Below are 24,198 nucleotides of genomic sequence, written 5' to 3'. Positions count from 1 at the left end.
CTTGTATGTCGAATGCAAAATTTAGCCACGGAGTATAACGCTCTGAACCTGACGACTGGTCACCCATTGCATGTGCGGCTTTTTCGCTGTCTGCAGGGCAGTTTTGGCTTGCGGCCCGGGCGTTGGGCCTAGGGCTTGGCTGTCTGTCGGCGGGCCGGGGCCGGCAAGGGGGCTGGCGCTTTGCGGCAAGGCGCCGGTTTGGCGGTCGAGGGCGGGGCGGAGCAGTCGTGGTAAAAAAGCTGATATCAGTTTGGCTTTTTCGGCGGTGGCAAATGGTAATCTCTCGCGGTTCGTCCGCCCTTCTGCGGCTTAATGTCGCGCCTGCCCAAATGGAGCTTTACTCATCAGAACGACCGCGCCTGCGTGCCAAGGTCGTCGCAGGGGAGTGGCCGATGAACAATTCTAATAATTGGGGGAAACATCCATGAGCACTCGCACCGCGGCCGCAAGTCCGGCCGCTCAGCCAGCGTTCTTGTCCAAAGAACGCATCATCGCCAAGCCCGGTTTCAACCGTTGGCTGGTTCCGCCGGCCGCCCTGGCCATCCACCTGTGCATCGGCATGGCCTATGGCTTCTCGGTGTTCTGGCTGCCATTGTCCAAGGCCCTGGGCATCAGCGCCCCGGTGGCTTGCGAGCCCGGCATGGGCTTTATCGCCCAGGTTTTTTCGTCCCAGTGTGACTGGCCGATCTCCATGCTCGGCTGGATCTACACCCTGTTCTTCATCTTCCTCGGCTGCTCGGCAGCGGTCTGGGGTGGCTGGCTGGAACATGCCGGCCCGCGCAAGGCCGGTGTGGTATCGGCGCTGTGCTGGTGCGGCGGCCTGCTGATCTCGGCGCTGGGGGTCTATACCCACCAGATCTGGCTGATGTGGATCGGCTCCGGGGTGATCGGCGGTATCGGCCTGGGCCTGGGCTACATCTCCCCGGTGTCGACCCTGATCAAGTGGTTCCCGGACAAGCGCGGCATGGCCACCGGCATGGCGATCATGGGCTTTGGCGGCGGTGCCATGGTCGGTGCGCCCCTGGCGGCGGCACTGATGAGCCACTTCGCCACCCCCACCAGCGTTGGCGTATGGCAGAGCTTCCTGGTGATGGCCGCGATCTACTTCGTGTTCATGATTGGTGGTGCGCTGGCCTACCGGGTTCCGCCTACCGGCTGGAAGCCTGAAGGCTGGAGCGCGCCGGTGAAGAAAGCCGCCAATGCGATGATCACCCACCGTCACGTGCATGTGAACGTGGCCTGGAAGACCCCGCAGTTCCGCCTGGTATGGCTGGTGCTGTGCCTCAACGTGTCGGCCGGTATCGGCATTCTCGGCATGGCTTCGCCGCTGCTGCAGGAAGTGTTCGCCGGCAAGCTGCTGGGTAACGGCCTGACCTTCAGCCAGCTGGATGCCGGGCAGCTGGCACAGATCGCCGCCATTGCCGCGGGTTTCACCGGCCTGTTGAGCCTGTTCAATATCGGCGGGCGCTTCTTCTGGGCGTCGTTCTCCGACTACCTGGGCCGCAAGAACACCTACTTCGTGTTCTTCGCCCTGGGCTTTGCCTTGTACGCGCTGATTCCGAACCTCGGCCACCTGGGCAACATCGCCCTGTTCGTGGCGGCGTTCTGCATCATCCTGTCGATGTACGGCGGCGGTTTCGCAACGGTGCCGGCCTACCTGGCGGACCTGTTCGGTACCCAGATGGTGGGCGCGATCCACGGTCGCCTGCTGACCGCCTGGGCCGCAGCCGGGGTACTGGGGCCGGTGCTGGTGAACTACCTGCGCGAGTACCAGTTGAGCATTGGCGTCGAGCGCGCCGCCGCCTACGACATCACCCTGTACATCCTCGCCGGCCTGCTGGTGCTGGGGTTCCTGTGCAACCTGCTGGTGCGCCCGGTGGCCGACAAGTACTTCATGACCGACGAGCAACTGGCGGCCGAGCAGGCCCTGGGCCACGACAAGGGCGCTGACAGCAGCGTCGAGCTGGAGTGGAAGGCGTCGTCCGCCAGCCTGCCGCTGGTGATCGCGGCCTGGCTGGTGGTGGGCATTCCGCTGGCGTGGGGTGTGTGGGTGACCCTGCAGAAAACCGCCGTGCTGTTCCATTGATGGCCTCGCCGGCCAACGTGCTTCGAGGGTTGTCATGACAGGTACAGCCCCGTAGCCATTGGTTGGCGCCCGTCAGGATGTTGTCCGTTATCTTTCGGTTTGGCCGCCGCCGGGCCTATACTGTTCGCCTTTTTCGCCCAATGATTTTGCGGAGCTGGTGATGGCCGAACGTAAGGCATCTGTCGAGCGCGACACTCTGGAAACCCAGATCAAAGCCTCGATCAACCTGGATGGCACCGGAAAGGCCCGATTCGATATCGGCGTGCCCTTCCTTGAGCACATGCTGGACCAGATCGCCCGGCACGGGCTGATCGACCTGGACATCGAAAGCAAGGGCGACCTGCATATCGACGACCACCACACCGTGGAAGACGTCGGCATCACCCTCGGCCAGGCCTTTGCCAAGGCCATCGGCGACAAGAAGGGCATCCGTCGCTACGGCCATGCCTATGTGCCGCTGGATGAAGCCCTGTCCCGCGTGGTGATCGATTTCTCCGGCCGTCCCGGCCTGCAGATGCACGTACCCTTCACCCGCGCCACCGTCGGCGGTTTCGACGTCGACCTGTTCCAGGAATTCTTCCAGGGCTTCGTCAACCACGCGCTGGTCAGCCTGCATATCGACACCCTGCGCGGCACCAACACCCACCACCAGATCGAGACCGTGTTCAAGGCCTTCGGCCGTGCACTGCGCATGGCGGTGGAGCTGGACGAGCGCATGGCCGGGCAGATGCCTTCGACCAAGGGCGTGTTGTAATGCAGACCGTCGCCGTCATCGACTACGGCATGGGCAACCTGCATTCGGTGGCCAAGGCCCTGGAGCACGTGGGCGCCGGCAAGGTACTGATCACCAGCGATGCCAATGTGATTCGTGAAGCCGACCGCGTGGTGTTCCCCGGCGTGGGCGCGATCCGCGACTGCATGGCCGAGATCCGCCGCCTGGGCTTCGATGCCCTGGTGCGCGAGGTCAGCCAGGACCGTCCTTTCCTCGGCATTTGCGTGGGCATGCAGGCCCTGCTGGACCACAGCGAAGAGAACGACGGGGTCGACTGCATCGGCCTGTTCCCCGGCCAGGTGAAGTTCTTCGGCAAGGGCCTGATCGAGGATGGCGAGCACCTGAAGGTGCCGCACATGGGCTGGAACGAAGTGCGCCAGGCAGTGGATCACCCGCTGTGGCACAACATTGCCGATCGGGCGCGCTTCTACTTTGTGCACAGCTACTACATCAATGCCGGCAATGCCCGGCAGGTGGTGGGCAGCGGGCACTACGGCGTCGATTTCGCCGCGGCGCTGGCCGAAGGCTCGCGTTTCGCCGTGCAGTTCCACCCGGAGAAGAGCCATACCCACGGCCTGCAGTTGCTGCAGAACTTCGCCGCCTGGGATGGGCGCTGGTAAATGGCTATCAAGAAATCCAAACCGCCGATCCTGACCCTCACTCCCGAGCAGGAGAATGAGGCGACACACAAGATCAAGCGCTTCATGGAGGATCGCTTCGAACTCGAGCTGGGCTCGTTCGAGGTGGCGGAGATTCTTGAGCTGTTTACCCGCGAAGTGGCTCCGCACTATTACAATCGGGCGATTTTCGATGTGCAGACCCATCTCAAGGAGCGGTTTGAAAGCATCGAAAGCGACCTGTGGTCACTCGAGAAGAATTAGGGCAGCGGCAAGCTTCTAGCTGCAAGCTGCAACAAGTATCCACGCGTGCGCGCTTGCAGCTTATGGCTTGCAGCTTGCAGCTCTTTTGACGAAGGAAAAAGCATGCTGATTATTCCCGCTATCGATCTCAAGGACGGCGCCTGTGTGCGTCTGCGCCAAGGCCGCATGGAAGATTCCACGGTGTTCTCCGATGACCCGGTGAGCATGGCCGCGAAATGGGTTGAAGGGGGTTGCCGGCGCCTGCATCTGGTGGATCTGAACGGCGCCTTCGAAGGCCAGCCGGTGAACGGCGAGGTGGTCACCGCGATCGCCAAGCGTTATCCGAACCTGCCGATCCAGATTGGCGGCGGTATTCGCTCCCTGGAAACCATCGAGCACTATGTGAAGGCCGGGGTGAGCTACGTGATCATCGGCACCAAGGCGGTCAAGGAGCCAGAGTTTGTCGCCGAGGCCTGCCGCGCCTTCCCGGGCAAGGTGATCGTCGGCCTGGATGCCAAGGACGGTTTCGTCGCCACCGACGGCTGGGCCGAAGTCAGCAGCGTGCAGGTGATCGACCTGGCCAAGCGCTTCGAAGCCGACGGCGTGTCCGCCATCGTTTATACCGATATCGCCAAAGACGGCATGATGCAGGGCTGCAACGTGCCCTTCACCGCAGCCCTGGCGGCCGCCACGCGGATTCCGGTGATCGCCTCCGGCGGTATCCACAACCTGGGCGATATCCAGGCCCTGCTGGATGCCAAGGCGCCGGGAATCATCGGCGCCATCACCGGCCGGGCGATTTATGAGGGCACGCTGGATGTGGCCGAGGCCCAGGCGTTCTGTGACGGCTACGCGGCCAGCTCCAAGTCGTAAGCGGCAAGCGGCAAGTGGGCAGCGTGACCGTGTCCGCTCCTGCTTGCCGCTTGAAGCTTGTAGCTTGCAACTCTTAATCGGAGATTAAGCCCATGGCGTTAGCCAAGCGCATCATCCCTTGCCTGGACGTGGACAACGGCCGGGTGGTCAAGGGCGTCAAGTTCGAGAACATCCGTGACGCCGGCGACCCGGTGGAGATCGCCCGTCGCTACGACGAGCAGGGTGCCGACGAAATCACCTTCCTCGATATCACCGCCAGCGTCGACGGCCGTGATACCACCCTGCACACCGTCGAGCGCATGGCCAGCCAGGTCTTCATCCCGCTGACCGTGGGCGGCGGCGTGCGCACCGTGCAAGACATCCGCAACCTGCTCAATGCCGGTGCCGACAAGGTCTCGATCAACACTGCCGCGGTGTTCAACCCGGAGTTCGTCGGCGAGGCTGCGCAGCACTTCGGTTCCCAGTGCATCGTGGTGGCCATTGACGCGAAGAAGGTCTCGGGCCCGGGCGAAGCGCCGCGCTGGGAAATTTTCACCCATGGCGGACGCAAGCCCACCGGGCTGGACGCGGTGCAGTGGGCGAAGAAGATGGAAGGCCTGGGCGCCGGTGAGATCCTGCTCACCAGCATGGACCAGGACGGCATGAAGAATGGTTTCGACCTGGGCGTGACCCGGGCCATCAGCGATGCCCTGGGGATTCCGGTGATTGCTTCCGGCGGCGTCGGCAACTTGCAGCACCTGGCCGACGGCATCATCGAAGGCCACGCCAGCGCGGTGCTGGCGGCGAGTATCTTCCACTTCGGCGAATACACGGTTCCCGAGGCCAAGGCCTATATGGCCCAGCGCGGGATTGTTGTGCGATAGCCACTGGACAGCATGGCGTGCTCGCGGCACTCTTGAGCACGCCATGGATTCCGGTAACCCGTCATGTTCAAACGTCTGCTTGTGGTTGTCGCCAGCGCCTCGCTGCTTGTTTGCGGCCTTGCCCGCGCCGCTGAAACCGCCGACACCTCCCTGGTGTTGCTGACGGAAAACTTCCCCCCCTACAACATGGCCAAGAACGGCAAGAACTTCGCCCAGGGCGAGAATATCGACGGCATTGCCGTGGATATCGTCCGTGAGATGTGCAAGCGCGCCGGCATCAGCTACAGCCTGACCCTGCGTTTCCCCTGGGAGCGCATCTACAAGATGGCCCTGGAACAACCGGGTTACGGCGTGTTCGTCATGGCCCGCCTGCCGGAGCGCGAGCAACTGTTCAAGTGGGTTGGCCCGATTGGCCCGGACGACTGGGTCATGCTGGCCAAGGCCGGTAGCAAGATCAGCCTGGAAACCCTGGAGCAGGCGCGCAAGTACAAGATCGGCGCCTACAAGGGCGATGCCATAGCCGAGACCCTGACCAAGCAGGGGCTGGCGCCCCAGGTGGTGCTGCGTGACCAGGACAACGCGAAAAAGCTGGTGGCAGGGCAGATCGATCTCTGGGCCACCGGCGACCCGGCCGGACGCTACCTGGCCAAGCAGGAAGGCATCACCGACCTCAAGACAGTGCTGCGCTTCAACAGCGCCGAGCTCTTCCTGGCCCTGAACAAGGACGTCCCCGACGACACAGTGGCCAAGCTCCAGGCCGCCCTGGACCAGATGCGCGAAGAAGGGCTGGTGGAAGAAATCATGGGAAGGTATCTCTAAGCTGCAAGCTGCAAGCTGCAAGCTGCAAGCTGCAAGCGGCAAGTGAGCTACAAGAGCTTTTCTCTTGCCGCTAGAAACTTGCAGCTTACCGCTGCTTGTATGTCCCGTTCTTGCCGTGTGCAGCCATGGCCTGGTTACTGCGCAGGCTGATCATCGACTTGATGTCTATCCATTCGACGCCCTGGGCCTTGAGCTTGGGTAGCTCGCGTTCCAGCACCGCCAGGGTCTGTGGATAAGGGTGGCCGATCATCACCGCCGAACCCTGTTTGTGCGCCAGTTTGATGGCTGTCTGCAGTTGCTGGGCGATCGCCGCTTCGGTGCGTTCGTCATCGAGAAACACATCCCGGGAAACGCTCGCCAGGCCAATCTTCTGCGCTTCGGCGGCGGCCACCGTCTGCGCGCTGGTGCGGCTGTCGACGAAGAACTTGTGCTGGCGTTGCAGCTCGGCCATCAGCCAGGCCATGGCCTGGGGTTGGGCGGTCATGCGGCTGCCCATGTGGTTGTTCAGGCCGCTGGTGTAGGGCACTGCCTGGAACGCTGCTTCCAGGCGTTTCTGCAGTTCTTCGACGGGCAGGTCGGGGCGCCAGGCGAAAGGGCCGGTGGCTGGGTCCATGGGCATGTGCAGGATCACGATCTTGCCGGCGCGATGGGCCTCGCGGGCAAATTCGGCAGCGTGGGGCGTGTCGGGCATGATCGCCGTGGTGACCGGGCCCGGCAGGGCCAATACGCGACGATCGCGGGGCAGGTTCTGCCCGAGGTCATCGATGATCAGGCTCAGGTAGGCCTTGGGGGCGGCAGGTGCCGGTTCGGCGGCTTGGGTCGGGGCAAGGGCGCCAAGGCACAGCAGGGTGAGCAAAGAGGCCCTGAGTGGGCGGGACCAGAAGCGGCGGAGCGGGGGTAAAGGCAGCATGGGGTATGAATCGGACCTTCTTGGGGCGGGTTGTTCGCTGGCAAGCCAGCTCCTACACCAGCCAGCACCTACGCAAGCCGGCTCCTGTAGGAGCCGGCTTGCCGGCGAAGGGTTCAATCATTTGCCGCGGGTGATGCTCAACCCCTTGAGCAGGCTCAGGGCCTGGGCCAACTGGTAGTCGTCATCCTGCGGCATTGGCTTGGCCTTGCTCGACGAAGCGCTCGGCTTGTCGGCGCCGCCATTGCCGTTGCCCAGGTGGCCCTGCAGGTCGGCTTCCTTGAAGTACTCGCCGTCCTGGGACTCGCTGGTGATCTTGGCGCGGCGCACTTCGATGTCCGGAACAATGCCCTGGGCCTGGATCGAGCGCCCGTTGGGGGTGAAGTACAGGGCAGTGGTGAGCTTCAGCGCGCGCTCGTTGTTCAGCGGCAGCACGGTCTGCACCGAGCCCTTGCCGAAGCTGGTGGTGCCCATCAGCACGGCGCGCTTCTGGTCTTGCAGGGCGCCGGCGACGATTTCCGATGCCGAGGCGCTGCCGCCGTTGATCAGTACCACCATCGGCACGGCTTCGCTTTCGTCCTTGCCGGTGGCGGAGAAGCGCAGCTCGGAGTTGGCGATACGGCCCTTGGTGTAGACGATCAGGCCCTTGGTGATGAAGTGGTCGACCACTTCCACCGCAGCTTGCAACACACCGCCCGGATTGTTGCGCAGGTCGAGGACGATGCCGTTGAGCTTCTTGCCGTTGTCCTTGCGCAGCTTGGCCAGGGCCTTGGAGACTTCCTCGCCGGTCTTGACCTGGAATTGGGTGATGCGGATGTAGCCGTAGCCCGATTCCAGCAGCTGGCTCTTCACGCTTTTCACCTGGATGGTGGCGCGGGCCAGGGTCACGTCGAACGGCGTGCCGCCGTCGCGTACCAGGGTCAGGGTAATCTTCTGGCCGATCTTGCCGCGCATCTTGTCCACGGCTTCGGTCATGGTCTGGCCGCGGGTCGGCTGGCCGTTGATCTTGACGATCAGGTCGCCGGCCTGGATGCCGGCCTTGGACGCCGGGGTGTCGTCGATCGGCGACACCACCTTGATAAAGCCATCTTCGGCGCCGACCTCGATGCCCAGGCCGCCGAACTCGCCGCTGGTGCTTTCCTGCAGTTCGGCGAAGTCTTCGGGGCCCAGGTAGGCCGAGTGCGGGTCGAGGTTGCTGAGCATGCCCTTGATGGCATTTTCCAGCAGGGTCTTGTCATCCACCGGCTCGACATAGGCTGCCTTGATGCGGTCCATGACCTCGGCAAAGGTGCGCAGCTCCTCCAGCGGCAACGGCGCCTTGGTGGTCGCGGCACTGGCCGATTGAGCGGTTTCGGCGGCAAACGCCAGAGGCGCGCCGATCACCAGGGCGATCGTCAGGGCCAGCGAGGTAAGGCGGGACAAATGCAGCATGTCGAACGAACTCCTAATTTAGATGCCGCGCTTATCCTTGCGCGTGGCACCACTGTGCCGGGTCGCTGGGGCGGCCCTGCTGACGAATTGCAAAGTACAGCGCAGGAGTGTCCTGTCCGCCACTATTGCCCACTGTGGAGATGGATTCCCCGGCCTTGACCACGTCGCCGGCTTCCTTGAGCAGTGTCTGGTTGTGCCCGTAGAGGCTCAGGTAGCCGTTGCCGTGATCGAGGATCACCAGCAGCCCGGCGCCGCGCAGCCAGTCGGCGAACACCACCCGGCCGCCGTGCACCGCGTGCACCTGGCTGCCGGCGGAGGCGCTGATCATCACCCCGTCCCACTTGGAACGGGAGTCGTCGCCGCGGGTTTCACCAAAGCGTGCCAGCAATCGACCATCGACGGGCCATGGAAGTTTTCCCCGGGCGGCAGCAAAAGCGCCACCAAAGGAAGGGCCGCTGCTGGAAACCAGGGCGCCTGGGGTCGATCTGGCCGGCTTGCGCGGCTCATCGCTGGCGTCGGCCTGGGCCTCACGTAAACGCTTTTTTTCGGCTTCCTGCTGGGCGATCAGCGCTTTCTGCCGCGCTTCTTCTGCCTCGCGAGCCTGGCGGGCCAGGGTTTCCTCGATGGTTTTGAGTACCTTGGCCAGGTCGGCCTGGTCCTGTTCGCGGGCCTTGAGCTTGTCGTCCCGGGCCTTCACGTCGTCATTGAGCTTGGCCAGGGCCAACTGGCGTTCCTTGCGCACCTTGTCGAGTTCTTCGCGCTGGGTGTCGAGGCTGCTTTTCTGCACCAGCAACTGGGCCTGCTGCAGGGAAATGTCCTTTTCCACATTGGCCAGCTGGCGCAGGGTCTCGTTGAAATTCTTCAGCTGCTCCAGGCGGGCCTGGCTCAGGTAGTCGTAATAGGTGAGGGTACGGGCGAATTTTTCCGGATTCTGCTGGTTGAGCAGCAGCTTGAGGTATTCCTGGCGCCCGTTCTGGTAGGCCGCGCGGGCCTGGATGGCGATCAGTCGTTGCTGTTCAGTGCGCGCGCTCTGGAGTTTTTTTTTCTCCTCATCGAGTCGCTGCAGCTCGGATTCGCTTTTCTTCAGCTCTTTCTGCAGGGCCTCGACCTGCTTTTCCAGCTTGCCCATCTCGGTCTCGGTGCCGCGCAGCTCTTTCTGCACCCCGGACTTCTCTTCCTGCAGCTTGCCCAGCAGCTTCTTCAGCTCGGTGATGTCCTGACGCGTGGCGTCCAACTGTTGTTGGGTTTGCGTGCGCTCGTCGGCAAAAGCCGGTTGCAGCAGGCAGATCAGGGCGGTAGCTATCAGGGCGCGAAGCATAGAGGCGGGCGACACCAGGGAAAGGGACGGCCTAGTATGCCCGCCCATCGCTGCAAAAAAAACGCCTCAAAGCCAACTGCTTTGAGGCGTTCGTCATAAAAAGCCGTTTCGGGCCCATTATTGGGCCATTTGCTATCAGACCAGGATCGATTTGCCGGTCATTTCCGCGGGCTGGGGCAGGTCCAGCAGCTTGAGCATGGTGGGCGCCACATCCGCCAGCACCCCGCCTTCACGGACCTTCAGCGTGCGCTTGCCGTAGTAGATGAACGGCACCGGCTCGGTGGTGTGGGCGGTGTGGGCCTGGCCGGTGGATTCGTCGGACATCTGCTCGACGTTGCCATGGTCGGCGGTGATCAGGGCTTCGCCGCCGACTTTCTCCAGGGCATCGACAATACGGCCGACGCACAGGTCCAGGCATTCCACGGCTTTCACCGCGGCATCGAAGACGCCGCTGTGGCCGACCATGTCGCCGTTGGCGTAGTTGACGATGATCACGTCGTAACGCAGGTTTTCGATGGCGTCGACAATCTTGTCGGTGACTTCCGGGGCGCTCATTTCCGGCTGCAGGTCGTAGGTAGCGACTTTCGGCGACGGAATCAGGATGCGTTCTTCCCCCGGGAACGGTTCTTCACGGCCGCCGGAGAAGAAGAAGGTGACGTGGGCGTACTTCTCGGTTTCGGCGATGCGCAGCTGGGTCTTGCCGTTTTTCGCCAGGTAGTCGCCCAGCACGTTTTCCAGGCTGCCCGGGGCAAAGGCCGACGGCGCGGGAATGCTGGCGGCGTACTGGGTGAGCATGACGAAGCCGGCCAGTTGCGGCTGGCGCGTGCGTTCGAAGTCCTTGAAGTCGTTTTCGACAAACACCCGGGTCAGCTCGCGGGCGCGGTCGGCGCGGAAGTTCATGAACACCACGGCGTCGCCGTCTTCGACCTTGACCGGCTCGCCAATGGTGGTGGCCTTGACGAATTCGTCGCTCTCTTCGCGCTCGTAGGCCGCTTGCAGGCCTTGCTGGGCGGTGGCGGCGTTGAACTGGCCCTGGCCGTCGACGATCAGGTTGTAGGCCTGGGCCACACGGTCCCAGCGATTGTCGCGGTCCATGGCGTAGTAGCGCCCGATCAGGCTGGCGATGCGGCCCTTGCCCAGGGTCTTGAAGGTTTCATCCAGCAGCTCGATGGACGACTGGGCGCTTTTCGGCGGGGTGTCGCGACCGTCGAGGAAGGCGTGCAGGTAGATCTTCTCGGCACCACGCTTGAAGGCCAGCTCGGCCATGGCGATCAGGTGGTCCTGGTGGCTGTGCACGCCGCCATCGGACAGCAGGCCGAGGATATGCACCGCCTTGCCGGCGGCCACGGCCTTGTCCACTGCGTTGCAGATAGTCGGGTTTTCAAAGAACTCGCCATCGCGGATGGCCTTGGTCACCCGGGTGAAGTCCTGGTACACCACGCGGCCGGCGCCCAGGTTCATGTGGCCAACCTCGGAGTTGCCCATCTGCCCGTCCGGCAGGCCGACATCCATGCCCGAGCCCGAGATCAGGCCGTTGGGCATGCTGGCGCACAAGCGGTCCAGGACCGGCTTCTTGGCCGCGTACACGGCGTTGGATTCGTGGCTCTCGCTGTGACCGAAGCCATCCAGAATCATCAGGACCAAAGGTTTAGGCGTGGTAGTCATGGGGTCCACTCGTGGCTGGATTGGAGGTGTTGAAAAACGGAGTGGCAGTTTAAAGCCAAGTTCCATCGGCGTCACCGCCGGGCGGGGTTTGGCCGACCCGGAGGCCTGTGTATACTGGCCGACATTTTTAACGCCCTGGAACCTCCTCACGATGGTTGCTCACCTGATTCAATTCGCTACTGAACACTACTTGCTCGTCGGCGCCTTCGTCATTCTGCTGGCCCTGTTGATCGCTCACGAATTGAGCCGCGGCGGCCGCAGCCTCAGCACCGGCGAGCTCACTGCGCTGGTCAACAGCGAGCAGGGCGTGGTGATCGACATTCGTCCATCCAAGGAATACGCCGCCGGGCATATCGTCGGCGCGCTGAACATTCCCCAAGACAAGCTGGCCGCCCGCGTCGGCGAGCTGGAGAAGCACAAGGCCAAGACCATCATCCTGGTGGACGCCCAGGGCCAGCACGCCGGCAGCCACGCCCGCGAGCTGATGAAATCCGGTTTCACCGCGGCCAAGCTGTCCGGTGGTGTTTCCAGCTGGAAAGCCGACAACCTGCCATTGGTGAAGTAATGCCCCAGGTCATCGTCTACTCCAGTGATTACTGCCCTTACTGCTCGCGAGCCAAGCATCTGCTGGCGAACAAAGGCGTAGCCTTCGAAGAGATCAAGGTCGATGGCAAGCCGCAAGTGCGCGCCGATATGGCCCAGAAGGCCGGACGCACGTCCGTGCCACAGATCTGGATCGGCGCCACCCATGTAGGTGGTTGTGATGATTTGTTCGCCCTGGAACGCGCCGGCAAGCTCGACGCGCTGCTAGCGGCCTGAAATTCCTAACCTTATAGACCTAGATCAAGAAGGATCTGAGATGACTGACCAACAGAACACTGCTGCTGCCGAAGACGAAAGCGCACCGCAATTCTCCCTGCAGCGCATCTACGTGCGTGACCTGTCCTTCGAAGCGCCGAAAAGCCCGGCGATCTTCCGCCAGCAGTGGGAGCCAAGCGTCGGCCTGGACCTCAACACTCGCCAGAAAGCCCTGGAAGCTGACTTCCACGAAGTGGTGCTGACCCTGTCCGTCACCGTGAAAAACGGCGACGAAGTGGCCTTTATCGCTGAAGTGCAACAGGCTGGCATCTTCCTGATCAAGAACCTGGACGAGGCTTCCATGAGCCACACCCTGGGTGCCTTCTGCCCGAACATCCTGTTCCCTTACGCTCGCGAAGCGCTGGACAGCCTGGTGACCCGTGGTTCGTTCCCGGCACTGATGCTGGCTCCGGTGAACTTCGACGCGCTGTACGCCCAAGAGCTGCAACGCCTGCAGTCGGCTGGCGAGAACACCGTTCAATAAGAGCGTTGTCCATGCATGAAAAAAGCGCCGTTACAGGCGCTTTTTTCATGCACGGGCGAAACCCGTAGGAGCGGGCTTGCCCGCGAACCCATGGGGCTACTTGAACCCCAACTGGCGCCAACCCTCATACACCGCCACAGCCACGGTATTGGACAGGTTCAGGCTGCGGCAGCCTTCGCGCATGGGCAGGCGCAGGCGTTGCTCGCTGGGCAGTGCGTCCAGCACCTCTGCCGGCAGGCCACGGCTTTCCGGGCCGAACAGGAAGGCGTCGCCTTCCTTGAAGCTGGCGTCGTGGAAGGGCCGCGAACCCTTGGTGGTGAAGGCGAACAGGCGCGGCTGGCCGAGGCTTGCAAGGCAGCTGGCGAGGTCGGCGTGGCGTTGCAGGGTGGCGTATTCGTGATAGTCGAGGCCGGCGCGGCGCAGGCGCTTGTCGTCCATGTCGAAACCCAGTGGCTCGATCAAGTGCAGGTGGCAGCCGCTGTTGGCGCAGAGCCTGATAACGTTGCCGGTATTCGGCGGAATTTCTGGTTGAAAGAGGATGACGTGAAACATGCACGGCTCCGAAGACAAAGACAGGCTGCATTCTACGCCTGAAGCCTACACACGACCGCAGCTAATGCTGCGGGTATTCGGTTCCCTGGCGATTGTCGGTGTGATGCTGGGCCTGATGCTCGGCCGCCTGACCCAGCCCGACCCGGTGGAGTTGCAGCAGGTGGAGGTCGCGCCTGATGGCCTGCTGCTCTGGTTCAACCATGAGCCCAAGCTGCACGGTGAACATATAGAAGGGGCCGTGGCGCTGCTGTTCGATGCCCAGGGCCATGCCCAGAGCGGCCAGTTGCAGGTCAACCAGAGGAATGTGAACTGGCGCTTGCGCCTGGCGGACCAGGGCCTGCTGCTGAACCTGGTGGCGGCTCGACCGCTGCGGGGTGAATGGGGCGGTAGCAAGGTGGATGGACGCTGGCGCCTGGAGATCCACCTGCGGGAGGAATAAAAGAGGGAAACCCCGGCCTGCCTGTACCAAGGCCCCCAAAAGCGGCGGGGCTGATCGCTGTGTCAGCGATGAGTCCCGGTGTAAAGAGGGGATTCCCGGCCTGCCTGTACCAGGGTCCCCGAAACTGGGTAGTGATGGGGTTATTGCAGGGCGCGTGCCAATTTTGCGAATGCCGGGCGGATTGCCTGGATAAAAAACTGAAAGCCCCGGATTCCGGGGCTTTTGCGTTTTCGAAGGCGATATTTTCGGATCTGAAATCCGGGCTGTGGCTGATGAAGTCCTGCCCGATAGCGCTGCATTGCGCCTTCGGGCAGTGCACGCGGCCCATTTTGGTGCGCGCAGGGGTTCAGCTTTCTTCGTTTTCGTCCTCGTCGCCGCCGTCGACCTTCATCCCCAGTTCCTTGATCTTGCGGGTCAGGGTGTTGCGCCCCCAGCCCAGCAGCACCGCGGCGTCGCGACGCCGGCCGGCGGTGTGCTTGAGGGCGGTCTCGATCATGATCCGCTCGAAACTCGGCACCGCGCTGTCCAGCAGGCTCGACTGGCCACGGGCCAGGGCCTGGTCGGCCCACTGGCGCAGCGCCTGTTCCCAGTTGGTTACCGGCGCCGAGTCCTGAGGCAGGCTCAGCAGCTCCGGCGGCAGGTCGCTGATATGCACTTCGCGCCCCGAGGCCATCACCGTGATCCAGCGGCAGGTGTTCTCCAGCTGGCGCACGTTGCCGGGCCAAGGCAGGTTCTTCAGGTATTCCTCGGTCTCGTTCTTCAGCAGCTTGGGTTCCACCGCCAGTTCCTGGGCGGCGCGGCTGAGGAAATGCCTGGCCAGGGTCGGGATATCTTCGCGACGGTCCGCCAGGCGCGGGATATGGATGCGGATCACGTTGAGGCGGTGGAACAGGTCCTCACGGAACTTGCCGGCGTGCACCAGGGTTTCCAGGTTCTGGTGGGTGGCGGCGATGATCCGCACATCGACCTTGACCGGGGTATGCCCGCCAACCCGGTAGAACTCGCCATCGGCCAGCACCCGCAGCAGGCGAGTCTGGGTATCGGCGGGCATATCGCCGATCTCGTCGAGGAACAGGGTGCCGCCATCGGCTTGCTCGAAGCGTCCGCGGCGCAGGTTGGCGGCGCCGGTGAAGGCGCCTTTCTCATGGCCGAACAGTTCGGATTCCATCAGGTCCTTGGGGATCGCCGCCATGTTCAGGGCGATGAACGGCGAGGCCGCCCGTGGGCTGTGGCGATGCAGGGCATGGGCCACCAGCTCCTTGCCGGTGCCGGACTCACCGTTGATCAGCACCGTGATATTGGAATGGCTGAGGCGGCCAATGGCGCGGAACACCTCCTGCATCGCCGGTGCCTCACCGATGATTTCCGGGGTGCGGGCCAGGGTCGCCGGCACTTCCAGGCCCTGCTGCTCCTGGGCGTGCTGGTTGGCGCGCTTGACCAGGGACACCGCCTCATCCACATCGAAGGGCTTGGGCAGGTACTCGAAGGCCCCGCCCTGGTAGGAGGCCACGGCGCTGTCCAGGTCGGAATGGGCGGTCATGATGATCACCGGCAGGCGCGGGTGCTGCTCGCGAATCCGCGCCAGCAGGTCCAGGCCGCTGGCGCCGGGCATGCGGATATCGGAAATGATCACGTCCGGGGCCTGGCGGGCCAGGCGGCTCATCACCCCGTCGGCGCTGTCGAAGCTCTGGGTGGTCATGCCCTCCTGTTGCAGGGCTTTTTCCAGGACCCAGCGGATAGAACGGTCGTCATCGACGATCCACACGGTTTCACTTCGGCTCATGTCGATGGGGCTCCTTGTTCCAGAGGCAGAAAGATCGAGAAGGTGGTGTGGCCGGGATGGCTGTCACACTCGATCAGGCCCTGGTGCTGGCTGATGATGTTCTGGGTAATGGCCAGGCCCAGCCCGGTACCGTCCGGGCGGCCGCTGACCATGGGGAAGAAGAGGGTGTCCTGCAGCTCGGCGGGAATGCCCGGGCCGTTGTCGATGATCTCGATCTTGGTCACCAGGCGATGGCGTACATGGCCGATGGTGAACTGGCGCATGGTGCGGCTGCGCAGGGTGATGCGGCCCAGGCGCAGCTCGTTCTGGGTGCTGATGGCCTGCATGGCGTTGCGCACGATGTTGAGCACCGCCTGGATCATCTGCTCGCGGTCGATCAGCACGTCGGGAATGCTCGGGTCGTAGTCGCGTACCAGGGTGATGCAGCCCTGGCTTTCGGCTTCCACCAGGCTGCTGACCCGCTCCAGCACTTCATGGATGTTGGTCATGGCCAGGGACGGCAGCTTGTTCGAACCGAGCATGCGGTCCACCAGGTTACGCAGGCGGTCGGCCTCTTCGATGATGACGTTGGTGTAGTCCTTGAGGCTTTCCTCGGGCAGTTCCCGGGCCAGCAGTTGCGCCGCGCCGCGAATCCCGCCCAGGGGGTTCTTGATTTCATGGGCCAGGCCGCGCACCAGCATCTTGCTGGTTTCCTGCTTGGACAGCTGGGCCTCTTCCTTGGTGATGCGCAGCAGTCGGTCGCGGGGGTGGACCTCCAGCAACAGCAGGGTGTCGCCATTGCTGAGGATCGGCGTCACCGCGTAGTCGACGGTCAGGGTCTGGCCGGTCAGCGCGGTGAGCATGGCCTCGCGCTTGGTGAAGGGGTGCGCTTGCTCCACCGCCTGGCGCAGGGAACTCAGGGCCTCGGCGGACTCGGTGAACAGCTCGCTGATGAACTGCCCATGGCTGCGCTGGCCGCTGATGGCCAGGAGCATTTCCGCCGCCGGGTTCATGTACTCAAGGCGCAGTTCGGCGTTGAGCAGAATGGTGGCGGTGGTCAGGTTGTCCAGGAGCAGACGATGCAGTGGGTCGCTGATGGTCATTCGGACCTCTTTTGGAGCAGGGCGAGCCGGAGTCGGTCCGGGGTCGCGCGCAGGGTTAAAGCGCTGATGCCGGGAAAATGCAAAAACCAAACCAAGGCTCCGAAAAGAAGCGTCCAGGCCCTGAAACAGGCGTTTGAAGCCCAATTACGTGGCGCTTGGCCAGCTTTGCTGGGTGTTTTCGAACCAAAATGGGTTGGTATGGGCGCTTGGGTGCAGGTTGTTGCACCAATATAGTGCATGGTTCGGCCCGGCGCTCGGCGTGCGCATTCTGCTGAGGCGGTGATGACTCAGCGGCGATGGGCCCGCAGCAAGGTGAAGCTGACGCTCGGGCTCTGTTGCACCACTCGCTGGCCATCGAGCACCTGCGCCGCCAGGCGATGCTGGCCACGGTCGATATTCACCAGGGGCAGGTCGGGCCCGCGGCTGGGGGTTCCGTAAGGCTGGTCGTCCAGCAGCAGGCGCAGGCGGTGGCCCGCTTGCAGGTTGGGCTGCAGCGCCACCTGCACCTTGAAGCTGCCATTGTTGGCCCGCAGCGCGCCATGCTCCGGCACGCCCAGCAACCGCAGTTGTGCGTAGGGCGGCGGCGGGACGCTATCCGCAGCGGTGGGCAGGGCAGTTATCCACAGCAGGCAAGTGGCAATGACGCGTGTCATGGTGATCCGGGCCGGCAAGGCTCTGGGTTGAAAGGCTCAAGCTTAAGCGGGCAGGGGGCCTGCTGCCGGGACGCTTAACCTTTGAACACACATAACTCGGCGGTGGCGCGAATCATCGCCAGTTGCCGTAGCGGGTCGTGGCTCTCGGCCTGATGGGCCCGGGCCAGCCACTGCGGGCACTGGGGGTCGCTGCGGTAGGGGCTGAAGGCCGCCAGTTGCTGCAGCAGGTTCTTTTGTAACCGGTCGAGTTGCGGGCGGATCTGGGTGGCCAGATCCTGGCGCGGGGTGTCCGCTGCCCGGCCCTCTAGGTTCCAGCTGGAAAGCCTGGCGTACTGCACCAGCTTGTTGGCTTCGATCTGTGCGGCGAAAAATTGCCCGACCGTCTCCTCGCTCAGGTGATGGCTGACGGCCTGGGCCTTGGCGCCGGCAATCACCTGCTGTTCACGCGGGCGGTCTTCTACGGCTTTGTGGCTGTCCCATTTGCTCAAGGCCACCTGCTCGGCGAGCGTCAGGCGCTGGCCGATGCTCTCCAGCAGTGGGGCGAGGGCGGCGGGGGCGTCGCTGGCGCAGGCGTTGCCGGCCAGCAGGCTGCAGGTCAGGGCGAGGTACAGGGGGAGGCGCGATGTCATGGGTGGGCTGGGCTCGGTCAGGAATGGATGCCGGCCATGATGCCTGCAACCACGGTTGTGGGCATCCCTCGGGTTCTGCTCGCACCTGTCGGCGATCAAATCCCGGGCATAAAAAAGGCCTCCCGAAGGAGGCCTCTGGATCACGCGGCTGGCGCCAGCGCTACTGGATCAGCAGCTGTAGTACAGCTCGTATTCCAGTGGGTGCACGAAGGTGCGGACCTTGATTTCTTCTTCGCTCTTCAGGGCGATGTAGGCATCGATGAAGTCGTCGGAGAACACGCCGCCCTTGGTCAGGAACGCACGGCCCTTGTCCAGCTCTTCCAGGGCTTCTTTCAGGCTGCCGCAAACCTGTGGGATCTCTTTCGCCTCTTCAGGCGGCAGGTCGTAGAGGTTTTTGTCAGCTGCGTCGCCAGGGTGGATCTTGTTCTGGATACCGTCCAGGCCGGCCATCAGCAGGGCGGCGAAGGCCAGGTAAGGGTTGGCAGCCGGGTCCGGGAAGCGGGCTTCGATACGTCGGGCTTTCGGGCTCGACACGTAAGGAATACGGATCGAAGCGGAGCGGTTGCGTGCCGAGTAGGCCAGCATCACTGGCGCTTCGAAACCTGGCACCAGACGCTTGTAGGAGTTGGTGGCCGGGTTGGTGAAGCCGTTCAGGGCCTTACCGTGCTTGATGATGCCGCCGATGAAGTACAGGGCGGTATCGGACAGGCCGGCATAGCCTTCGCCTGCGAAGGTGTTCTTGCCGTCTTTCCAGATCGACATGTGCACGTGCATGCCCGAGCCGTTGTCGCCGTACAGAGGCTTGGGCATGAAGGTGGCGGTGCGGCCGTAGGCATCGGCAACGTTGTGCACGACGTATTTCAGGGTCTGGGTTTCGTCGGCCTTCTTCACCAGGGTGTTGAACTTGACGCCGATTTCGTTCTGGCCGGCAGTCGCCACTTCGTGGTGGTGAACTTCAACGGTCAGGCCCATTTCTTCCAGTGCGTTGCACATGGAGGTACGGATTTCGTGGTCGTGGTCGAACGGTGGAACCGGGAAGTAGCCGCCCTTGACGCCTGGACGGTGGCCCTTGTTACCGCCTTCGATGTCCTGGTCGGACATCCACGAGCCTTGCTCGGAGTAGATCTTGAACATCGAGCCGGAGATGTCGGACTTGAATTTCACCTGGTCGAAGATGAAGAACTCGGGCTCTGGGCCGGCGAATACGGTGTCGCCGATACCGGTGGCTTTCAGGTGCTCTTCGGCGCGCTTGGCGATGGCACGTGGGTCGCGGTCGTAACCCTGCATGCTCGAAGGTTCGATGATGTCGCACACCAGGATCAGGGTCGGCTCTTCGGTGAACGGATCGAGCACGGCGGTTTCGTCGTCCGGCATCAGGATCATGTCGGAGGCTTCGATGCCTTTCCAGCCAGCAATGGAGGAGCCGTCGAACATCTTGCCGACTTCGAAGAAGTCGTCATCCAGCGCATCACGAGCTGGCATGGTCACGTGATGTTGAGTGCCCTTGGTGTCTGTGAAGCGCAGATCAATCCACTTGACGTCATGATCTTTGATGAGTTGAACCGACTTCGACATAGTGTCCTCCGGGTGGCTTCGGGCTTGATGTTGGAGTGCCCTTAGAATGTGGGTGATGCCGGCGCGAATACTCTGCCATGGCAACCTGCCTCACAAGGGAGCAAATTGCATGCCAGTGCCCCGCGATGGGGTTTTTGCCCCAAAACCACGCTTTACGCGGGCTTTTCGGTCAAATACCGGCAAGAGTCGCACTGCAATGTAGCGTCTTTGGCGAAAAATGCTCTGTTTTGGTGCGTCGAAAACCTTCTGCACATTAACTGGTTAAACCTTGAGCAATTTCCGCTATAATCCGCGCCCCCCTTTTTCGGCTGGCCCAGCGCGCGCTGTTTTCATGAAACTAATCGTTAAAGTTTTCCCGGAAATCACCATCAAGAGCCGCCCGGTACGGACGCGTTTCATCCGTCAGTTGGCGAAAAACATCCGTGCCGTGCTCCGCGATCTGGACCCGGCCGTGGTGGTCAATGGTGTGTGGGACAACCTCGAGCTGGAAACCGCCGTCAGCGAGCCCAAGGCCCTGAAGGAGATGACCGAGCGCCTGAGCTGCATGCCCGGCATCGCGCATTTCCTGCAGGTCAACGAGTACCCTCTGGGCGACTTCGACGACATAGTCGCCAAGTGCAAGCAGCACTTCGGCGAGTCCTTGGCGGGGAAGGTATTCGCCGTGCGCTGCAAGCGTGCCGGCAAGCATGAATTCAGCTCCATGGACGTGGAAAAATACGTCGGCAGCCAACTGCGTCGGCAGTGCGGCGCCGCCGGAATTTCCCTCAAAGAGCCGGAAATCGAAGTGCGGATGGAAATTCGCGACCAACGGTTGTTCGTGATCCACAGCCAGCACAACAGCATCGGCGGCTATCCGCTGGGCGCCCTGGAACAGACCCTGGTACTGATGTCCGGCGGTTTCGATTCCACGGTGGCGGCCTACCAGGTCATGCGCCGCGGCCTGATGGGGCATTTCTGCTTCTTCAACCTGGGCGGCCGTGCCCACGAGCTGGGCGTGATGGAAGTCGCGCACTATATATGGAAGAAGTACGGCAGCTCGCAGCGCGTGCTGTTCGTCAGCGTGCCGTTCGAGGAAGTGCTCGGGGAAATCCTCGGCAAAGTCGACGACAGTCATATGGGCGTCATTTTGAAGCGTATGATGTTGCGTGCCGCGTCGAGCATCGCCGACCGCCTGCACATCGACGCGCTGGTCACCGGCGAGGCGATTTCCCAGGTTTCCAGCCAGACTCTGCCGAACCTCTCGGTGATCGACTGCGTGACCGACAAGCTGGTGCTGCGTCCGCTGATCGCCAGCCACAAGCAGGACATCATCGACCTGGCCACCGAAATCGGTACCGCCGACTTCGCCAAGCACATGCCGGAGTACTGCGGGGTCATCTCGGTGAACCCCAAGACCAATGCCAAGCGCTATCGCGTCGAGCATGAAGAGAAAGAATTCGATATGGCGGTGCTCGAGCGTGCGATCGAGCGGGCCAAGCTGGTGCCGATCGATCGAGTGATCGACGAGTTGGGCCAGGATGTACAGATTGAAGAAGTCAGCGAGGCGCTGGCCGGTCAGATTGTCATCGACATCCGTCACCCGGATGCAGAAGAGGACGACCCGCTGGAGCTGCCTGGCATCGAAGTAAAAGCGTTGCCGTTCTATGCCCTGAACGCCCGCTTCAAGGAACTGGACCCTACTCGCCAGTACCTGCTGTATTGCGACAAAGGCGTCATGAGTCGCCTGCATGCTCACCATCTGCTCAGTGAGGGACATGCCAATGTGCGCGTTTATAGACCGAGCTAAGTGCCCGGGGATGTTCGCCTGTGGCTTGCGTCACCGGCCCCCCGACGCCGCCGTCAAGCTGTAACGGCCAGGCCTGAATCTATTGTTAATCGCTGCCAGCTTTTGTCAGCACACCGAATCCTCTGATCGAGATACACAAGTGATCGAAAATCTACGCAACATCGCCATCATCGCCCACGTTGACCATGGTAAGACCACCCTGGTAGACAAACTCCTGCGTCAATCCGGCACCCTGGAGCGCAACGAGCTCAACGACGAGCGCGTGATGGACTCCAACGACCAGGAAAAAGAGCGCGGTATTACCATCCTGGCGAAAAACACCGCCATCAACTGGAACGGCTACCACATCAACATCGTGGACACCCCGGGCCACGCCGACTTCGGCGGCGAAGTTGAGCGCGTAATGTCCATGGTCGACTCCGTGCTGCTGCTGGTCGACGCCCAGGACGGCCCGATGCCACAAACCCGTTTCGTAACCAAGAAGGCTTTCGAAGCCGGCCTGCGTCCGATCGTGGTAATCAACAAGGTCGACCGTCCAGGCGCGCGTCCTGACTGGGTTCTGGACCAGATCTTCGACCTGTTCGACAACCTGGGTGCCACCGAAGAACAGCTGGACTTCAAAGTCGTCTACGCCTCGGCCCTGAACGGCATTGCCGGTCTGGACCACACCGAAATGGCCGAAGACATGACCCCGCTGTACCAGTCGATCGTCGACAACGTACCTGCGCCGGCCGTTGACCGTGACGGTTCGTTCCAGATGCAGATCTCCGCTCTGGACTACAACAGCTTCCTGGGTGTGATCGGCGTTGGCCGTATCGCTCGTGGTCGCGTCAAGCCAAACACCCCGGTTGTGGCCATCGACGTCGACGGCAAGCGCCGCAACGGTCGTATCCTCAAGCTGATGGGCCACCACGGTCTGCACCGTGTGGACGTTGAAGAAGCAGCTGCCGGCGACATCGTCTGCATCAGCGGTTTCGACGAGCTGTTCATCTCCGACACCCTGTGCGACCCGACCGCTGTTGAAGCGATGAAGCCGCTGACCGTCGACGAGCCAACCGTTTCCATGACCTTCCAGGTCAACGACTCGCCATTCTGCGGTAAAGAAGGCAAGTTCGTGACCAGCCGTAACATCAAGGAACGTCTGGACAAGGAACTGCTGTACAACGTTGCCCTGCGCGTTGAAGAAGGCGACTCGGCCGACAAGTTCAAGGTTTCCGGCCGTGGTGAGCTGCACCTGTCGGTACTGATCGAAACCATGCGTCGCGAAGGCTTCGAAATGGGCGTTGGCCGTCCTGAAGTGATCATCCGTGAAGTTGACGGCGTGAAGCAGGAACCTTTCGAAAACGTCACCATCGACATCCCTGAAGATTCCCAGGGCAAGGTCATGGAAGAAATGGGCCTGCGTAAGGGCGACCTGAGCAACATGGTTCCGGATGGCAAGGGCCGTGTACGCCTGGAATACAACATTCCAGCCCGTGGTCTGATCGGCTTCCGTAACCAGTTCCTGACCCTGACCAACGGTGCAGGCATCCTGACCTCGATCTTCGATCGCTACGCTCCGATGAAGTCCGGCCACATGTCCGGTCGTCAGAACGGCGTACTGGTATCGGTAGAAACCGGCAAGGCCCTGACCTACTCCCTGGAAACCCTGCAGGCGCGCGGCAAGCTGTTCGTCGAGCACGGCCAGGAAATCTACAACGGTCAGATCGTTGGTCTGAACAGCCGTGACAACGACCTGGGCGTGAACCCAACCAAAGGCAAGAAGCTCGACAACATGCGCGCTTCGGGCAAGGACGAAACCATCGCCCTGGTTCCACCTGTTCGCTTCACCCTGGAACAGGCTCTGGAATTCATCCAGGACGATGAGCTGTGCGAAGTGACTCCTAAGTCCATCCGTCTTCGCAAGAAGATCCTGGACGAAGGCGAGCGTACTCGCGCTGCCAAGAAAGCCAAGAACTGAGTCTCTAGTTCCGGCTGAATGAAAACGCCCCCGGCCTTGCGGCCGGGGGCGTTTTTTTTGGCCCGCGCAACAGGTGGCGGCAGGTCCGGCGTCATCGCGAGCTTGCTCGTGATCGGCCGCGTCAGCGGTCGGGGGTCAGAAGCGTTCCAGGGTCCGGCTGCTGGTATTGCTCGGGCGTTCCTGCGGCTTGGGCTTGTAGGCGCAATAGCCTGGGCGCGGGCCGATCTTCGGGTGGTTGCGGCAGGTGTCCGGGCGCTTGTCATAAATGGTGCACAGGCGGCTTTTACGATCCAGATACAGGCAGTCGTTGTTGCTCATGCGCTGCAGGGTGAAGATTTCCGACTTCTGGTTGTAGCGCTCGACTATGCCTTCCTTCTGCAGCCGCTTGGCGATGTTCTTCGCTGGCTCGCCGCGTTCGAATTCGTCGACGATGCCGATGCGGATCAGGTCCTTGATCTTCACTTCCACCGGCAGGGTGCAGCAGCTGGACATGCAGGAGCCGCACATGGGCGCGGTGTATTTGGCCCAGGTATCGAGACGATCGATTTCCGCGGCGGCGATCAGGTTGGACTTCATCAAGGTGGTTTACCGGCATGTTCCAGGGCGCGCGATCATACCGGGACGGGTGGATTTTTAAACAACTCCAGGTCGGATATTTCTTAAAAAGACAAAGAAAAATGCCTTGCGGCACGGCATCTGCATCTTTTTACCTCGCTGGCGCAGAAGGCTCCCCCCTTGAGTCGAGCCATTTGAAATAGCGCCGAACCAGAGCCTTTGCCTTCTGTCAGACCGTCTAGGCTCAG

At 62.3% G+C, this 24,198-nt stretch carries 23 protein-coding genes and 1 pseudogene; 13 read left to right on the top strand and 11 right to left on the bottom strand.

What is annotated here, in order from left to right; genetic code table 11:
- Nucleotides 1-424 precede the first annotated feature (424 nt).
- From J4P02_RS07580 to J4P02_RS07550, 7 genes are all read left to right on the top strand, one after another.
- On the top strand, nt 425-2,086 hold the full coding sequence (locus tag J4P02_RS07580; protein ID WP_426188953.1) for an OFA family MFS transporter: 1,662 nt from the start codon (nt 425-427) through the stop codon (nt 2,084-2,086).
- Nucleotides 2,087-2,246: 160 nt separating this feature from the next.
- Entirely contained in the window at nt 2,247-2,840 is a 594-nt protein-coding gene (hisB, locus tag J4P02_RS07575) for an imidazoleglycerol-phosphate dehydratase HisB (protein ID WP_025128392.1), read from the top strand.
- Complete coding sequence (gene hisH, locus J4P02_RS07570) at nt 2,840-3,478, top strand: imidazole glycerol phosphate synthase subunit HisH (RefSeq protein WP_426188952.1); 639 nt, start codon at nt 2,840-2,842, stop codon at nt 3,476-3,478. The genes hisB and hisH overlap by 1 nt, the downstream gene beginning before the upstream one ends.
- Nucleotides 3,479-3,739: a DUF2164 domain-containing protein gene (locus J4P02_RS07565; RefSeq protein WP_426188951.1), complete on the top strand. Its 261-nt coding sequence runs from the start codon at nt 3,479-3,481 to the stop codon at nt 3,737-3,739.
- A 102-nt stretch (nt 3,740-3,841) separates the two neighbouring features.
- Nucleotides 3,842-4,591, top strand: coding sequence for a 1-(5-phosphoribosyl)-5-[(5-phosphoribosylamino)methylideneamino]imidazole-4-carboxamide isomerase (gene hisA / locus J4P02_RS07560; RefSeq protein WP_426188950.1), 750 nt, complete (start codon nt 3,842-3,844; stop codon nt 4,589-4,591).
- Between the two features lie 92 nt (nt 4,592-4,683).
- Nucleotides 4,684-5,454, top strand: a complete 771-nt coding sequence (gene hisF, locus J4P02_RS07555; RefSeq protein WP_426188949.1) for an imidazole glycerol phosphate synthase subunit HisF — start codon at nt 4,684-4,686, stop codon at nt 5,452-5,454.
- Nucleotides 5,455-5,517: 63 nt separating this feature from the next.
- Nucleotides 5,518-6,273 carry a substrate-binding periplasmic protein gene (locus J4P02_RS07550; RefSeq protein ID WP_426188948.1) on the top strand — a complete coding sequence of 252 codons (756 nt, stop codon included), beginning with the start codon at nt 5,518-5,520 and terminating at the stop codon, nt 6,271-6,273.
- 85 nt (nt 6,274-6,358) lie between these two features.
- On the opposite strand, the gene J4P02_RS07545 is transcribed toward J4P02_RS07550, so the two are convergent.
- From J4P02_RS07545 to gpmI, 4 genes are all read right to left on the bottom strand, one after another.
- Nucleotides 6,359-7,183, bottom strand: coding sequence for a divergent polysaccharide deacetylase family protein (locus J4P02_RS07545; protein WP_426188947.1), 825 nt, complete (start codon nt 7,181-7,183; stop codon nt 6,359-6,361).
- Nucleotides 7,184-7,300: 117 nt separating this feature from the next.
- Entirely contained in the window at nt 7,301-8,611 is a 1,311-nt protein-coding gene (locus tag J4P02_RS07540; RefSeq protein WP_426188946.1) for a S41 family peptidase, read from the bottom strand.
- A 31-nt stretch (nt 8,612-8,642) separates the two neighbouring features.
- The gene (locus tag J4P02_RS07535) at nt 8,643-9,929 is read right to left on the bottom strand and encodes a peptidoglycan DD-metalloendopeptidase family protein (RefSeq protein ID WP_426188945.1); all 1,287 of its coding nucleotides are present in this window, start codon (nt 9,927-9,929) and stop codon (nt 8,643-8,645) included.
- A 135-nt stretch (nt 9,930-10,064) separates the two neighbouring features.
- The gene (gene gpmI, locus J4P02_RS07530) at nt 10,065-11,594 is read right to left on the bottom strand and encodes a 2,3-bisphosphoglycerate-independent phosphoglycerate mutase (protein ID WP_426188944.1); all 1,530 of its coding nucleotides are present in this window, start codon (nt 11,592-11,594) and stop codon (nt 10,065-10,067) included.
- Between the two features lie 151 nt (nt 11,595-11,745).
- On the opposite strand from gpmI, the gene J4P02_RS07525 reads away from it, so the two are divergent.
- Genes J4P02_RS07525 through secB form a run of 3 tightly spaced genes read left to right on the top strand, consistent with a single transcriptional unit; the run spans nt 11,746 to nt 12,936 of the window.
- Nucleotides 11,746-12,159 (top strand): rhodanese-like domain-containing protein, encoded by a 414-nt coding sequence (locus J4P02_RS07525; RefSeq protein WP_426188943.1) that lies wholly within the window; start codon nt 11,746-11,748, stop codon nt 12,157-12,159.
- Nucleotides 12,159-12,413 carry a glutaredoxin 3 gene (gene grxC, locus J4P02_RS07520; RefSeq protein ID WP_426188942.1) on the top strand — a complete coding sequence of 85 codons (255 nt, stop codon included), beginning with the start codon at nt 12,159-12,161 and terminating at the stop codon, nt 12,411-12,413. Before J4P02_RS07525 ends, grxC begins: the two co-directional genes overlap by 1 nt.
- Before the next feature lie 40 nt (nt 12,414-12,453).
- Nucleotides 12,454-12,936 carry a protein-export chaperone SecB gene (gene secB / locus J4P02_RS07515; RefSeq protein ID WP_016963308.1) on the top strand — a complete coding sequence of 161 codons (483 nt, stop codon included), beginning with the start codon at nt 12,454-12,456 and terminating at the stop codon, nt 12,934-12,936.
- A gap of 96 nt (nt 12,937-13,032) precedes the next feature.
- Here secB and J4P02_RS07510 read toward each other — a convergent pair whose 3' ends face one another.
- Nucleotides 13,033-13,488 carry a tRNA (cytidine(34)-2'-O)-methyltransferase gene (locus J4P02_RS07510; RefSeq protein ID WP_426188941.1) on the bottom strand — a complete coding sequence of 152 codons (456 nt, stop codon included), beginning with the start codon at nt 13,486-13,488 and terminating at the stop codon, nt 13,033-13,035.
- Here J4P02_RS07510 and J4P02_RS07505 point away from each other — a divergent pair.
- A complete protein-coding gene (locus J4P02_RS07505) occupies nt 13,487-13,927 on the top strand; it encodes a hypothetical protein (RefSeq protein WP_426188940.1) in 441 nt (146 codons plus the stop codon). The genes J4P02_RS07510 and J4P02_RS07505 overlap by 2 nt on opposite strands.
- 346 nt (nt 13,928-14,273) lie before the next feature.
- Here the strand turns inward: J4P02_RS07505 and ntrC are convergent, their stop codons facing one another.
- From ntrC to glnA, 5 genes and pseudogenes are all read right to left on the bottom strand, one after another.
- Entirely contained in the window at nt 14,274-15,710 is a 1,437-nt protein-coding gene (gene ntrC, locus J4P02_RS07500; RefSeq protein WP_426188939.1) for a nitrogen regulation protein NR(I), read from the bottom strand.
- A complete protein-coding gene (glnL, locus tag J4P02_RS07495; protein ID WP_426188938.1) occupies nt 15,707-16,792 on the bottom strand; it encodes a nitrogen regulation protein NR(II) in 1,086 nt (361 codons plus the stop codon). The genes ntrC and glnL overlap by 4 nt, the downstream gene beginning before the upstream one ends.
- A gap of 287 nt (nt 16,793-17,079) precedes the next feature.
- A pseudogene (locus tag J4P02_RS07490) lies at nt 17,080-17,361 on the bottom strand (DUF4124 domain-containing protein); the annotation flags it as partial.
- A gap of 158 nt (nt 17,362-17,519) precedes the next feature.
- Nucleotides 17,520-18,074 (bottom strand): chorismate mutase, encoded by a 555-nt coding sequence (locus J4P02_RS07485; RefSeq protein ID WP_426188937.1) that lies wholly within the window; start codon nt 18,072-18,074, stop codon nt 17,520-17,522.
- Nucleotides 18,075-18,242: 168 nt separating this feature from the next.
- Nucleotides 18,243-19,649: a type I glutamate--ammonia ligase gene (glnA, locus tag J4P02_RS07480; RefSeq protein ID WP_426188936.1), complete on the bottom strand. Its 1,407-nt coding sequence runs from the start codon at nt 19,647-19,649 to the stop codon at nt 18,243-18,245.
- Between the two features lie 331 nt (nt 19,650-19,980).
- On the opposite strand from glnA, the gene thiI reads away from it, so the two are divergent.
- Nucleotides 19,981-21,435, top strand: a complete 1,455-nt coding sequence (gene thiI / locus J4P02_RS07475) for a tRNA uracil 4-sulfurtransferase ThiI (protein WP_426188935.1) — start codon at nt 19,981-19,983, stop codon at nt 21,433-21,435.
- 139 nt (nt 21,436-21,574) lie between these two features.
- A complete protein-coding gene (gene typA / locus J4P02_RS07470) occupies nt 21,575-23,395 on the top strand; it encodes a translational GTPase TypA (protein ID WP_426188934.1) in 1,821 nt (606 codons plus the stop codon).
- Nucleotides 23,396-23,530: 135 nt separating this feature from the next.
- On the opposite strand, the gene J4P02_RS07465 is transcribed toward typA, so the two are convergent.
- Nucleotides 23,531-23,974: a YkgJ family cysteine cluster protein gene (locus tag J4P02_RS07465; RefSeq protein ID WP_426188933.1), complete on the bottom strand. Its 444-nt coding sequence runs from the start codon at nt 23,972-23,974 to the stop codon at nt 23,531-23,533.
- Nucleotides 23,975-24,198: the final 224 nt, after the last annotated feature.

The sequence above is a fragment of the Pseudomonas sp. NFXW11 genome, from assembly GCF_049887815.1.
Classification (GTDB): domain Bacteria; phylum Pseudomonadota; class Gammaproteobacteria; order Pseudomonadales; family Pseudomonadaceae; genus Aquipseudomonas.
Note: the sequence above shows the minus strand (reverse complement) of the source record. Positions and strands in the feature narration are given on the sequence as shown.